Raw genomic sequence first — 12,360 nt, 5'->3', positions numbered from 1 at the left:
CCACACACGTGCTGCGCTGGTCGGAAGAACAGCTGATGTACCGCGACGCGGTACGCCGTTTCGTCGAGACGGTGATCGTCCCGGAGCGCGAGGCGCTGGAGCACCAGGGCAGGCCGCCCTACGAGGTCCTGCGCCGCTTCTACAAGGAGTTCGGAGTCGGCGAGTCCGCCATCGAGCGGTTCGAGGCTACCCTGTCCGGCGGGCCGAAGCCTCCGCGCAGCGCGGCCGAGAAGATCATCCCGCTGATCGAGTTCGCCCGGCACTCCCCCGGCCTGGTCACCGCACTGGGCGCGAGCATCGACCTCACCGCCGGGGCCATCCTGCGCTCCGGTTCCGACGAGCAACGACGCCGCTGGGTCCCGGATCTGCTCACCCTGGACAAGATCGGCGCCTGGGCGATCACCGAGCCGGACTCCGGGTCCGACGCATTCGGCTCGATGCGCGCTTCGGCCCGGGTGGTGGACGGGGGCTGGCGGCTGAACGGCACGAAGACCTTCATCAGCAACGGCCCGTTCGCCGACACACTGGTGTTCATCTGCAAGCTGGACGACGGCAAGCCGCCCCGTGAGCGGCCGATCCTCACGTTCGTGCTGGACAGCGGCATGGAGGGCCTCACGCAGAGCAAGCCGCTGCGCAAGATGGGGCTGCATTCCTCCCCGACCGGCGAGCTGTACCTGGACAACGTGTTCGTCGCCGAGGACCGGCTGCTGCGCGGCCCGTCGCGCGCGGCGAAGGCGGCCGGTGAGTCACGTGGCGGAGGCGCCAAGGCCACGTTCGCGATGGAGCGCGCCAGCGTCGCGGCCACCGCGCTGGGCATCATCGAGCGCTGCCTGGAGCTGTCACTCGCGTACTCGAAGTCCAGGGTGCAGTTCGGCCACCCGATCGGCGACTACCAGCTGATCCAGCTGAAGCTGGCCAAGATGGAGGTCGCCCGGCTCAACACCGAGAACCTGGTGCTGCAGTACATCGCGATGGCCGACGAGGGCGCCAAACCCACGCTCGCCCAGGCCTCGGCGATCAAGCTGTACTCGGCGCAGGCCGCGATGGACGTCGCGCTGGAGGCGGTGCAGGTGTTCGGCGGCAACGGCTACATGGCGGAGAACCACGTCGAGCAGCTGTGCCGGGACGCCAAGGTCCTGCAGATCTTCGGCGGCACCGACGAGATCCAGGTGCGGGCCATCGCGAAGGACCTGCTGGCGGCGGTCTCGTGAGTGTCCACCACGAGGACCGGACGGTGAGCGCCGTGACGGTCGAGGTCGCCGACCTCGTCGCGACGGTCACCCTGGACCGGCCGCCGGTCAACGCGGTGGACCGGACGGCGCTGCTGGCGATCCGCGATGCATTCACCTCGCTGAACGGCCGTCGCGACGTGCGGGCGGCCGTCTTCACCTCCGCCGGCACCCGGGCGTTCATGGGCGGAGCGGACCTGGACGGGTTCGACGGCGGCCTCGACGGGCAGCCGGCGCCGGAGGTCACCGACCCCGGCACGGTGGCCCGCGAGGCGCTGTGGGCGGTCACCGACTGTGCCGTGCCGGTCGTCGCGGCGGTCAACGGGCCGGCCATCGGCGCCGGGCTGGCCTTCGCCGCCTGCTGCGACATGATCGTCGCCGCCGAGCACGCCACGTTCGGTGCCCTGGAGATCAACGTCGGGCTGCTGGGCGCGAGCGCGCAGCTGTCCCTGCTGGTCGGGCGGCACAAGGCCAGGGAGATGTACTTCCTCGGCGAGAAGGTGAGTGCCGCCGAGCTGCACCGGCTCGGCGCGGTGCGCGCCGTGGTGCCCGCCGAGCTGCTGACCGCGACCGCCGGTGAGCTGGCGGCGGCGCTCGCCACGAAGAGCCCCATCGCGCTGCGCCTGGCGAAGGAGTCGATGAACCGGGTGGAGTTCCTGCCGCTCAAGGAGGCGTACCGCACCGAGCAGGACTACACCAACCGGCTGCTCACCTACGCCGACAGCGCCGAGGCTCGAGCGGCCTATCTGGAGAAGCGTCCGCCCCGATGGGGCTGGCACTGAGCGCGCGGAGCAGGTCGACCGGCTCGGGCGCCGGGTGAAGGAGGACCGCAATGAGAGTGCAGATCGACACCGGCCTGTGCACCGGGCACGGCCAGTGCGAGGCGAACGCACCAGAGGTGTTCGCGCTGGACGACCGGGGGTTCGCGGTCACGCCTGACGCGGAGCTGCCTGCCGGGCTTGCCGAGGAGGCCCGGTTCGGGGCGCAAGCCTGCCCGGAACGAGCGATCACCGTCCACGTCGACGAAAGGTAGGGGCGACGATGACGTCCACCAGCCAGCACGACGAGCGTCACGAAACCGGGACGGACGACCCGTTCCTCGACTTCGACCACTTCACCAGCCTGTGTCTCGACGAGGACCCGGTCCCCCGGCTGCACGAGATGCGCGAGCGCTGCCCGGTGGGCCGCAGCGAGACCCACGGCGGCTCCTGGGTGCTGACCCGCTACGAGGACGTGTGGAACGCGGCGCGGGACAGCGCCTCGTTCTCCTCCGCCTCCGGGGTGTCGGTGCCCGCGCACGGGATGCCCGCGCTGCCGCCGATCGAGTACGACCCGCCGGTGCACACGCTGTTCCGGGGCCCGCTGATCTCCCGCTTCTCGCCGTCCGCGATCGCCCGCCACGAGCCGCACGCCCGCGACGTCGTCAACGGTCTCGTCGACGAGTTCATCGAGACCGGGCACGGCGACCTCGCCCAGCAGCTGACCGTGCCGCTGCCCGCCATCGTGAACACCCCGATCCTGGGCATCCCGGTGGACGACAGGGAGCGGTTCCAGCAGTGGGTGGTGACGCTGATGTCCTCCGGCGGCCAGGACGTGGCGGCGATCCAGTCCTGCATGGCGTACTTCGACCAGCTCCACCAGGTACGCACCCGGGAGCCGCTCGACGACATCCCGTCGCTGCTGCTGGGCATCGAGATCGACGGCGAGCCGATCAGCCGCCAGCAGTTCGTGCTCGCCATGATCATGTTGATGTCCGGTGGGCTCGACACGACCACCAACAGCGGCGCGCACATGCTCTACCACCTGGGCCGTCACCCGGAGCAGCGCCGGATGCTGGTAGAGCACCCGGAGCGCATCCCGACCGCCATCGAGGAGCTGCTTCGCCACATCACCCCGCTGCCCTCCCTGTTCCGGACCACGACCAGGGACACCACCCTGCACGGGCAGACCATCCTGGAGGGTGACCGGGTCCAGCTGTGCTGGATGGCGGCCAACCACGACCCGGCCGAGTTCCCGGAACCGGACGAGGTGCGGCTGGACCGCAAGCCCAACCGGCACCTGTCCTTCGGCATGGGCGCGCACCGATGCCTCGGTGCCGCGCTGGCCCGCATGGAGTTGAAGGTGCTGCTGGAGGAGACCCTGCCGAGGCTGGGTGACTACCGGATCGAGCAACCCCCGACCCGGTACAGCAGCGCCACGAGGGGTATCAACAACCTGCTGGTCAGCTTCACCCCGGGCGCCCGGGTCGGCGGTGCGAGAGCGTGATGCACCTGTACGACGACGAGCCCCAGGCACGGCTGCGGTCGCGGTTACGGTCCTGGTTGGCGGACGCGGTGCCGGCACTGCCGTCGCGCCCGCCCCGAGGGGATGCCCGCGCGCGGCGAGCCTACGACCTCGGCTGGCAGCACAGCCTGTTCGAGGCGGGCTTCGCGGGTATCGACTGGCCGGTCGAGGTCGGCGGACAGGGTGGCACCGCCGCCGAGCAGCTGATCTTCCTGGAGGAGACCGCGGCGGCCGGCGCACCGGGGATCGGGGTGAACCTGGTCGGCATGATGCATGCCGGGCCGACGCTGGTCGCCATGGCGTCCGGTCAGCTGCGCTCCCGGCTCGTCCCGCCGATCCTGCGCGGCGAGCAGGTGTGGTGCCAGGGGTTCAGCGAGCCGGGCGCGGGCTCCGACCTGGCCGCGTTGCAGACCAGGGCGGTGCGTGACGGGTCCGGGGAGGACGCGGACTACCTGATCACCGGGCAGAAGGTCTGGAGCACCAACGCGCACGTGGCCGACTGGTGCGAGATGGTGGTGCGCACCGAACACGGTTCGACCGGTCACGCCGGGTTGAGCTGGCTGGCGGTGCCGATGGACTCACCGGGTATCGAGGTCCGGCCGATCCGCACGATCGACGGCGGCGCGGACTTCTGCGAGGTGTTCCTCGACGAGGTCCGCTGCCCGGCCGCCCACCGCGTCGGCGCGGAGGGCGACGGCTGGCGCGTCGCCATGGCCACCCTGACCCAGGAGCGGCTGCTCGCGTTCACCGGTGACCTGATCGACGCCACCCGCCTCGCCGATCAGCTCGCGCACCGGCTGGCCGGTGACCGACGGGCCGAGGAGGAGATCGGTCTGGTCAAGGCGCAGCTGGCCTCGGCGTGGGCGCTGCTGCGCCGAAACGTCTCGGCCTCGGCGTACGGGCAGGCACCCCGGTTCAGCGTATCGACCTTCAAGCTCGGGTTCTCCCGGCTGGCCAACCGGCTGGGCGCGCTGGCCGCGCCGGTCGCGGTGGCCGGGCTCGGCGGACCGGAGCCGGAGTGGGCGGCGGAGACGCTGGACAAGCGGCTGTGGTTCTTCGCAACCGAGATCGCCGGAGGTACGTCGCAGATTCAGCGGGACATCATCGCGGAGCGGCTGCTCGCGCTGCCGAGGAGTGGGCGATGAACCTGGAGATCGACCGCGACCAGCTCGACCTCGTCCGGACCACCGCCGAGGTGTGCGCGGAGCAGACCGAGCTGTGGCGTGCCTCGTCGACACCCGACCTGACCAAGCTCGGCCAGGTCGGTGTGCTCGGTGTCCGCCACCCGGAGCCGGAGGGCAGCGGGCTGGGCCCGGTGGAGGCGGTCCTGGTCGCACGCGAGTGCGGCGCGGCGCTGGCACCCACACCACTGCTGGTCTGGGCCGACCTGGCCGGTCCCGCCGTGCCAGGGGGGCTGAGCGGGCAACTGACGGTGACCGGCACGCTCTCCGCCGAGCGGGTGGTGAGCTTCGGCGGCGCGACCGACCTGGTGCTGGTCACCGACGCCGACGGCGCGCTCGCGGTGCGGTCGGACACGCTGACCTGGCAACCGCTGGACTCCGTCGACCCGGCGGTGCCCCGGGCACGCATCGTGGATGCCGAACCCGAGGGGGAACGCGTTGCGGACGCCGACGCGGTGCGCGACTGGCGCTGGCAGGCCCGGCTGCTGGCGGCGGCGCACCTGAGCGGGCTGGGGCGGGCCGCGGTGTCCACCGCCGTCGCCCACGCGTTGGACCGCCACCAGTTCGGCCGTCCGATCGGCGGGTTCCAGGCGGTCAAGCACCTGCTCGCGGACGCCCACACCGATGTCGAGCTGGCGTTCAGCCAGACGCTGCTGGCCTCGGTGTGTTGGGCCGAGGGCGACGAACGGGCCGCCGACCAGGCCGACGCGGCCGCGCTGGTCGCACTCCGGGCGGCGCTGACCGCGAGTGAGACCGCGATCCAGGTACACGGCGGGATGGGCTTCACCTGGGAGTCGACGCCGCACCGCTACTACAAGAGAGCGCTCCTGATCGCCGAGGAGTTCGGCGTGGAGTCGACACTGGGCGTGCGTCTGGCGGGCCGAGGCCTGTCGCTCAACGGATCGAGGAGCGCATCGTGAGCAGGGACTGGAAGCCCGTCGAGCTGGAGGAGCTGGACCGCTGGCGGGCGGTTCCCGACCGGTTGCGGCACTGGGCACGCACCGAGCCCGATCGGCCGTTCTTCCGCTGCGGCGGCGACTGGCTCAGCTTCGGCGAGGTGGACCGCCTGACCGACGCCGTAGCCGGCGCCCTCGCCGCACGGGGCGTAGCCAAGGGCGACCGGGTGGCGCTGATGCTGCCCAACCACCGGGACGGCGTGCTGTCGGTACTGGCGCTGGCCAAGCTCGGGGCGATCCAGGTACCACTCAACCCGTATCTCAAGGGTGAGTTCCTGCGCTACCAGCTCGCCGACTCTGGTGCCACCGTCATGATCAGCGACGCGGCGGGCCTGGCCGAGACCGCACGACTGCGGGAGGCCCTGCCCGATCTCGCGATGCTCGTCGCGGTGGACGAACCGGTGCCCCTCGACGCGGTCGCGTTCGACGAGCTGACCCGAGGCGACCTGCCCTGCCCGGACAACCAGGTGGTCGCCACGGACACGATGGCCGTCATGTACACCTCCGGCACCACCGGCCTGCCGAAGGGCTGCGTGCTCAGCCACGGGTACTACATGTTCCTGCCCCGGGGCTGGTTCGCGAACGGCTGGTACCTGCCGGAGGACCGGCTGCTCACCGCGATGCCGATGTTCCACATCGCGGGGCAGGGCATGACTCTGATGGCCTCGCTGCTGGCCGGGCTGCCGGTGACCTTCCTTCCCTCGTTCAGCGCGAGCGGCTTCCTCGACGAGTGTCGGGAGTCCGGCGCGACCGCGGCGTTCGGTGTGGGCCCGATGGGGATGGCCGTCCTGGCGACACCGGAGGCCGGAACCGACCGGGACCACCGGCTGCGGATCTCGATCTTTCCGCCGATGCCGGCGCCGCAACGGCAGCGTTTCGAGCAGCGCTTCGGGGTGCCGGTGGTGAGCGAGGCCTACGGCCAGACCGAGTGCAACCCGATCACCCAGAGCCCGGTGGACCAGCAGAGCGCGCGCACCGGCTCGCTGGGCAGGCCCGTGCCCTGGCTGGATGTGCGCCTGGTGGACGAGAAGGAGGAGCCGGTTCCGGACGGCGAGCCGGGCGAGGTGGTGATCCGGCCACGCGAACCGATGGTGATGTTCGACGGCTACTGGAACAACCCGGCCGCGACGGTCGCCGTCAGCCGGGGACTGTGGCATCACACCGGTGACACCGCGCGCCGCGACGAGGACGGCTACCTGGTGTTCTTCGACCGCAAGAAGGACTCCATCCGCCGCCGAGGGGAGAACATCTCCTGCGCGGAGGTGGAGGCCACGATCGTGCGCCATCCCAAGATCGCCGCCGTGGCCACCCACGCCGTGCCCTCCCCGCTCGGCGAGGACGACCTGAAGGCCTGGATCGTCACGGCGGAGGGCGCCCGGTTCACCGCGCCCGAGCTGCACGAGTTCCTTGCCGCCGAGCTGCCCTACTTCGCGGTGCCCCGATACGTGCAGTTCACCCCGGCGCTCCCGGTCAACGCACTGGGCCGGGTGCAGAAGTTCCGCCTCCGCGAGCAGGACAACACCGACGCATGGGACTTCGACTCCCTGGGACTGGTCATCGCACGAGACCGCAGACGTTGATCCCCGAACCGATCGGACAGAAGGACATGAACAGCACATGGACGTAACCAGCTCGTCAGCCGTGGTCACCGGAGGTGCCTCCGGTCTCGGCGCGGCCACCGCACGGGCACTCGCCGCTCGAGGCGCACACGTGGTGGTCCTCGACCGCCAGGAGGAGAACGGCCGCAAGGTCGCCGCCGAGATCGGCGGCACCTTCGCACTCGCCGACGTCAGCGACGAGGAGCAGGTGCAGTCGGCGGTGGACACCGCCGTGGCCGCCGCTCCGCTGCGCGTGCTCGTCAACTGCGCCGGGCTCGGCCCCGCGCAACGGATCGTGGAGCGGGACGGCACCCCGATCCCGCTGAAGAAGTTCGAGTTCGCCGTTCGGGTCAACCTGGTCGGCAGCTACAACTGCGCCAGGCTGGCCGCCGCCGCGATGACCCGCTCCGAGCCCGGAGCCGACGGGGAGAAGGGCGTGGTTCTGCACACTGCCTCGGTCGCCGCGTTCGACGGCCAGATCGGGCAGACCCCGTACGCGGCGGCCAAGGGCGGCGTGGTGGGCATGACCCTGCCGATGGCACGTGACCTGGCCATCCACGGCATCCGCGTGAACACCATCGCTCCCGGGTTGGTCGACACCCCGATCTACGGCACCGGGGACAAGGCCGACGCGTTCAAGGCGAAGCTGGGCGCCAGCGTGGTGTTCCCCCAACGGCTCGGCTACGCCGAGGAGTACGCGACGCTCGCCATGGAGCTGATCACCAACAGCTACATGAACGGCGAGGTCGTCCGGCTGGACGGCGCGATCCGGTTGCCTCCGCGATGAGCGCCGACACCGCGACCGGTGAGCGGCGGACCGAGGTTCTCCTCACCGAGGAACGCGACGGTGTACTGATCATCACGCTCAACCGGCCGTCGGCGCGCAACGCGCTGGATGCAGCGCTGAGCGCGGAGCTGGTGCGCGCGGTCGCGTTGCTGAACTCCCGGCCGGACCTGCACGCCGGAGTGCTCACCGGTGCGGGCGGGGTGTTCTGCTCCGGGATGGACCTCAAGGCGTTCGCCTCGTCCGGTCTGCCGGACGGCCTCGGCGAGCTGCTGCGTACCGGTAGCGCGGACAAGCCGCTGATCGCGGCCGTCGAGGGCTACGCGTTGGCCGGCGGCCTGGAGCTAGCGCTGGCCTGCGATCTGATCGTCGCCGCCCGCGGCGCGCGACTGGGTATCCCGGAGGCCAAGGTCGGGCTGTTCGCGGCCGGCGGCGGGCTGCTGCGGCTACCGCAACGAATCCCGTCCCAGGTCGCCCTGGAGATGGCCATCACCGGCAGGCCCATCGACGGAGAGCGGGCGTTCCAGGTCGGCCTGGTGTCCCGAGCCACCGACGAAGGCGAGGCGTTGGAGGCCGCCATCGAATTGGCCGCTTCGATCGTGCGGTGCGCTCCGCTGAGCGTGCGGGCCTCACGCGAGCTGGTGCGCGCTGTGCACGGGCGCGGCGACGCGGAGTTCTGGGAGCTGCAGGCGCCGCTGGTCCGTCGGGTGTTCACGTCCGACGACGCCAAGGAGGGACCCGCCGCGTTCGCGCAGAAGCGGGCCCCGCGCTGGTCGGGCGCCTGAACCGCACGTCCCGGCCCGTCGACTCAACCGATCGATGGGGCCGGGACAGCGGCACTGAACAGGGCATATACTGACGGCACCGGCCCTTTATCAACCTATCGGCTGGCCTTACCGGGAGGTACGTGTGCAGACGACCGCCAACGCGGACAAGCGGGCGACCCTGATGCGTGAGGCAGCCGCGCTGTTCCGCCGTGTCAGCTTCCACGCCACCTCGATGAGCGACATCGCCGAGGTGATGCAGCTCAACAAGGGCACCCTGTACTACTACTTCCCGTCCAAGTCGCACATTCTGCACGCGATCTACCTCGAAGCGTTCGCCCTGCTCGACGCGAACATCGCACAGGTGGACACCGAGGTGCCGGCCGACGAGCAGCTGGTCGGCTGGGTGAAGGCCATCTTGCGCACGATCTCCTCGGCGCCCGACTTCATCGCGGTCTACTTCCAGGAACACCCGTGGCTGGAGTCCTCACTGACCCCGGAGCAGTCCGCGGCCATCCGGGCAAAGGAGTCGGAGTTCACCGAACAGATCACCGAGGTCATCCGGGCAGGGATGCGGGCCGGTGTGTTCCGCAGGGTCAACGAACGACTGCTCTCGATCCAGCTGTTGTCGATGATCTCCTCGCTGCACCGCTGGCACCTGGCCGAGGACCAGGTCTCCGCGGAGCTGGTCGCGGACACGATCATCGGCTACCTGTACGAAGGAATACTGACCGGACGGTGAGACCGCCCGGGCCGAACCGGCTCAGCGGAGCGGGGTCGGAGTGGTCACCCTTCAGCCCGCGTGCGTGGGGTCAGTATCCGCCGGCGAGCTTGCGATGGTCCCAGGACGTCACGTGATGCGGGCGCAGGATGATCGCCACCCGACCGGCCGCGGCCCGGGTCGCCGACGCCGGCATCTGCCCTCCGTAGCGCACGGTGACCATGCGCACGATGTCGAGCACCCGGTCGGACTCGGTGAGTACCTCGGCGTGTCCGCGCAGGTTGACGCCCCGCAGATCGGCGTAGCCGGAACCGTCCTCGATCAGGCCGGAGAAGCGCGGGTCGCGGCGCAGGTTGACGACCTTCTGGCTGCGGTGGAACGCCGTCATCACCAACGCGTCGCCCTGGAGGCCGAACCACATGCCCACCTGGTGGATGTCGCCGTCGGCGGTGTGGCTGGCGAGTGCCATGGTGCGCGGTTCCTCGAGGAAGGCACGCACCTCGTCCTCGGACATGGTGACGGCGGTTCGGCTGCTCATCTGACCTCCGGGGTCGTCGGTGTCCTGGCGATGCGGTCGAACCGGGCGAACCCGGTACCCGGGTACTGCTGAGTCGCGTGTCCGCTCACCGATCACGCCGACCGGACCAGGGCGAACAGCAGCCGCTCCGGTCGTGCTTCGTCGGATCGGCCGACGCGCCGGACCATTCCCACGGCGCCGAACCCCGCATGTTCCGCGGCCTTGCGCCCGGCGGGGTCACTCGGATCCACCTGTAGCTCCAGCCGTTCGATGCCCAGGGACGACACGGCCCAGCCGGCCAGCGCAACCAATGCGGCGGTCCCGATCCCGTTCCGCCGCCAGCGGTCCAACACCCAGAGGCCCAACAGTGCACGAGCGGGGTCGAAGGGCACCGGCCACAGGCAGGCAGCGCCGACGGAGACCGGGTTGCCCGGGTGCGGAAGACAGATCGCGAACGGATAGGCCAGCTTCGCCCTGGCGTACCACCGTTGCCGCGCGACGAACTCCCTCGCATCCCGTTCACCCGACGAACGGGGCAGCGTGGTCAGCATCGGAATGGTCGGATCCCGTCCCGCCTCGACGACGGTGGGCACGTCCTCGTACGTCCACCCGCGCAGAATGCAACGCCCGGAGCGCAGAACTGGCAGCCCGGACCTGACCGAACCCGACGTGGAGATTCGGTCGGTAGAATTCGCGGCCCGAGCCGGTGTCGATTTCCCACCGCGCGGCCGAAAAGCTACTCCGGAATCAGAAAGAATCTGTCGAACGAAACCATAGGAGCGGCCGCTCGCTTTAGCTAGGACTCTTATGCTCGCACCGGCTTCGTAGCGAGCGCACAAACTTTCCGCTAGCTCTTCGCGGGCTGCGCCAGTGACCCGCGACCACTTTGTCTCCCTACTCAGTGCCATTTTATCGACCTTTGCCGGGTACCGAAGGACTCAGCAGAACCTCACCTGCCCCAGCTCGCCGGCGCGGCGACCACGACGAGTGGACCGCGTCGCCGAGCAGTACGTTACCCATACGGTAGGTGGACGTCAACTCTGCAGGTCACAGACATTTCTACAATATCTGACGCTGATATTCAACCCTACGGTTGAGAGACTGCTCATCGTTCCGCGCGCCCAGGCACCGCGCGCGGCAGTCACGCAGAAACGATCTTGGCGCGACACCGTACCGATCTTCGACAGAGCCGGTTGCCACCGACAGTGACAACTGATCTCCAGTAATCCGCTCTTAGCCCATTCGAGTATCGTTGAGTCGGAAACGATCCGACCCGTAACTTACTCCGGGCAAGTGCGTTACGCATCACAGATCGGCTCCACACGGCGGTCGCCGTTTCGACGTCGACCGTCCAGGTTCACCCCATGGTCCGCCGATGAATTCGTCGCCAAATTCCGAGTGAGCGACGAATGATCCCCGAACGCGCGGGGCCGAATGGTTCACAAAGCTGTGATGGAGGTTCGGATGGTCCCCGAGACACGCACCGAGACACCCGCCGAAGCGACGCCGTTCCCGGGTCACGTCCCGACGACCCTGGAACGAGCCGCGGCGCCCGTCGGCGGGTTCCTCGCCACCGCGGCGGACACCGTCGTCGCGATGTTCCGGCCACCCTTCCAGTGGCGGGAGTACATCCAGCAGTGCTGGTTCGTCGCCAGCGTGGCGATCGGGCCGACCATCCTGCTCGGTATCCCGTTCGTGGCACTGGTGACCTTCCAGTTCAACCAGGTGCTCACCGAACTCGGCGCGATCGATCTCGCCGGCGCGGGCTCGGCGTTCGCCACGGTCAGCCAGATCGGTCCGGTGGCCACCACGTTCATCATCGCCGGAGCGGTGGCCACGTCCATCTGCGCGGACCTCGGCGCCCGGCGTATCCGCGAGGAGCTCGATGCGATGGAGGTGCTGGGCATCGACCCCGTGCAACGCCTCGTGGTCCCCCGGGTGCTGGCCGCCGCAACGATGGCAATCTTCCTGAACGCGCTGCTCATCCTGATCGGGATCGGCGGCGGCTTCTTCTACTCGGTGTTCCTGCAGGGCGCCAGCCCCGGTGTCTTCATCGACACCATGAACACCCTCACCGGTAACGACAACATCGTGTCCGCGACGGTGCGCGCCGCCATCTACGGCGCGCTCGGCGCCATGATCGGCGCCTACCGGGGCCTTCGGGCCAGCGGCGGCGCCAAGGGCGTCGGCCAGGCGGTGAACGAGACCGTCGTCTACGTCTTCATCGCGTTGTTCCCGGTCAACACGCTGTTCACCCAGCTCCAGTACTCGCTGGGCCTGGTCAGCCACTAGCCGGTCACGGCCCGGCCATCACCGATTTCCCTCGA

13 protein-coding genes are annotated in these 12,360 nt (G+C 69.7%); 11 read left to right on the top strand and 2 right to left on the bottom strand.

All coding sequences use genetic code 11. The features are described 5' to 3' along the window. Positions 1 to 8 precede the first annotated feature (8 nt). The 10 genes from G406_RS0124715 (at position 9) to G406_RS49650 (ending at position 9,537) form a co-directional block, all read left to right on the top strand. The gene (locus G406_RS0124715) at positions 9 to 1,211 is read left to right on the top strand and encodes an acyl-CoA dehydrogenase family protein (RefSeq protein WP_028935825.1); all 1,203 of its coding nucleotides are present in this window, start codon (positions 9 to 11) and stop codon (positions 1,209 to 1,211) included. A 23-nt stretch (positions 1,212 to 1,234) separates the two neighbouring features. Further along, positions 1,235 to 2,011: an enoyl-CoA hydratase-related protein gene (locus tag G406_RS0124710; protein ID WP_028935824.1), complete on the top strand. Its 777-nt coding sequence runs from the start codon at positions 1,235 to 1,237 to the stop codon at positions 2,009 to 2,011. Between the two features lie 50 nt (positions 2,012 to 2,061). Continuing rightward, positions 2,062 to 2,262, top strand: coding sequence for a ferredoxin (locus tag G406_RS0124705; protein ID WP_028935823.1), 201 nt, complete (start codon positions 2,062 to 2,064; stop codon positions 2,260 to 2,262). Between the two features lie 8 nt (positions 2,263 to 2,270). Further along, positions 2,271 to 3,494 carry a cytochrome P450 gene (locus tag G406_RS49665; protein WP_051342637.1) on the top strand — a complete coding sequence of 408 codons (1,224 nt, stop codon included), beginning with the start codon at positions 2,271 to 2,273 and terminating at the stop codon, positions 3,492 to 3,494. Further along, on the top strand, positions 3,494 to 4,657 hold the full coding sequence (locus G406_RS0124695; RefSeq protein ID WP_028935822.1) for an acyl-CoA dehydrogenase family protein: 1,164 nt from the start codon (positions 3,494 to 3,496) through the stop codon (positions 4,655 to 4,657). The genes G406_RS49665 and G406_RS0124695 overlap by 1 nt, the downstream gene beginning before the upstream one ends. Next, positions 4,654 to 5,613 (top strand): acyl-CoA dehydrogenase family protein, encoded by a 960-nt coding sequence (locus G406_RS49660; protein ID WP_051342634.1) that lies wholly within the window; start codon positions 4,654 to 4,656, stop codon positions 5,611 to 5,613. Before G406_RS0124695 ends, G406_RS49660 begins: the two co-directional genes overlap by 4 nt. After that, positions 5,610 to 7,229, top strand: a complete 1,620-nt coding sequence (locus tag G406_RS49655) for an AMP-binding protein (RefSeq protein ID WP_037078341.1) — start codon at positions 5,610 to 5,612, stop codon at positions 7,227 to 7,229. Before G406_RS49660 ends, G406_RS49655 begins: the two co-directional genes overlap by 4 nt. A gap of 37 nt (positions 7,230 to 7,266) precedes the next feature. Then, entirely contained in the window at positions 7,267 to 8,034 is a 768-nt protein-coding gene (locus G406_RS0124680) for an SDR family NAD(P)-dependent oxidoreductase (protein WP_028935821.1), read from the top strand. Continuing rightward, entirely contained in the window at positions 8,031 to 8,816 is a 786-nt protein-coding gene (locus tag G406_RS0124675; RefSeq protein ID WP_028935820.1) for a crotonase/enoyl-CoA hydratase family protein, read from the top strand. The genes G406_RS0124680 and G406_RS0124675 overlap by 4 nt, the downstream gene beginning before the upstream one ends. Positions 8,817 to 8,940: 124 nt before the next feature. After that, complete coding sequence (locus G406_RS49650) at positions 8,941 to 9,537, top strand: TetR/AcrR family transcriptional regulator (protein ID WP_051342632.1); 597 nt, start codon at positions 8,941 to 8,943, stop codon at positions 9,535 to 9,537. A gap of 70 nt (positions 9,538 to 9,607) precedes the next feature. On the opposite strand, the gene G406_RS0124665 is transcribed toward G406_RS49650, so the two are convergent. Beyond that, positions 9,608 to 10,054 (bottom strand): pyridoxamine 5'-phosphate oxidase family protein, encoded by a 447-nt coding sequence (locus tag G406_RS0124665; RefSeq protein WP_028935819.1) that lies wholly within the window; start codon positions 10,052 to 10,054, stop codon positions 9,608 to 9,610. A 92-nt stretch (positions 10,055 to 10,146) separates the two neighbouring features. Further along, entirely contained in the window at positions 10,147 to 10,941 is a 795-nt protein-coding gene (locus tag G406_RS58510) for a GNAT family N-acetyltransferase (protein ID WP_156935142.1), read from the bottom strand. Between the two features lie 556 nt (positions 10,942 to 11,497). Between G406_RS58510 and G406_RS0124650 the strand changes: the two genes are divergently transcribed. Beyond that, entirely contained in the window at positions 11,498 to 12,325 is an 828-nt protein-coding gene (locus G406_RS0124650; protein ID WP_084216443.1) for an MlaE family ABC transporter permease, read from the top strand. Positions 12,326 to 12,360: the final 35 nt, after the last annotated feature.

The organism is Actinospineispora spinosispora DSM 44797 (genome assembly GCF_000429025.1).
GTDB classification, from domain to species: domain Bacteria; phylum Actinomycetota; class Actinomycetes; order Mycobacteriales; family Pseudonocardiaceae; genus Pseudonocardia; species Pseudonocardia spinosispora.
This window is presented reverse-complemented; position numbering and strand designations above follow the sequence as displayed.

Bases quoted from the DNA above. Each gene is read 5' to 3' on its own strand.
- G406_RS0124705 (WP_028935823.1), top strand. From the start codon at position 2,062: ATGAGAGTGCAGATCGACACCGGCCTGTGCACCGGGCACGGCCAGTGC.
- G406_RS49665 (WP_051342637.1), top strand. From the start codon at position 2,271: ATGACGTCCACCAGCCAGCACGACGAGCGTCACGAAACCGGGACGGAC.
- G406_RS0124695 (WP_028935822.1), top strand. From the start codon at position 3,494: ATGCACCTGTACGACGACGAGCCCCAGGCACGGCTGCGGTCGCGGTTA.
- G406_RS49660 (WP_051342634.1), top strand. From the start codon at position 4,654: ATGAACCTGGAGATCGACCGCGACCAGCTCGACCTCGTCCGGACCACC.
- G406_RS0124680 (WP_028935821.1), top strand. From the start codon at position 7,267: ATGGACGTAACCAGCTCGTCAGCCGTGGTCACCGGAGGTGCCTCCGGT.
- G406_RS0124675 (WP_028935820.1), top strand. From the start codon at position 8,031: ATGAGCGCCGACACCGCGACCGGTGAGCGGCGGACCGAGGTTCTCCTC.
- G406_RS0124665 (WP_028935819.1), bottom strand. From the start codon at position 10,054: ATGAGCAGCCGAACCGCCGTCACCATGTCCGAGGACGAGGTGCGTGCC.
- G406_RS58510 (WP_156935142.1), bottom strand. From the start codon at position 10,941: ATGGCACTGAGTAGGGAGACAAAGTGGTCGCGGGTCACTGGCGCAGCC.
- G406_RS0124650 (WP_084216443.1), top strand. From the start codon at position 11,498: ATGGTCCCCGAGACACGCACCGAGACACCCGCCGAAGCGACGCCGTTC.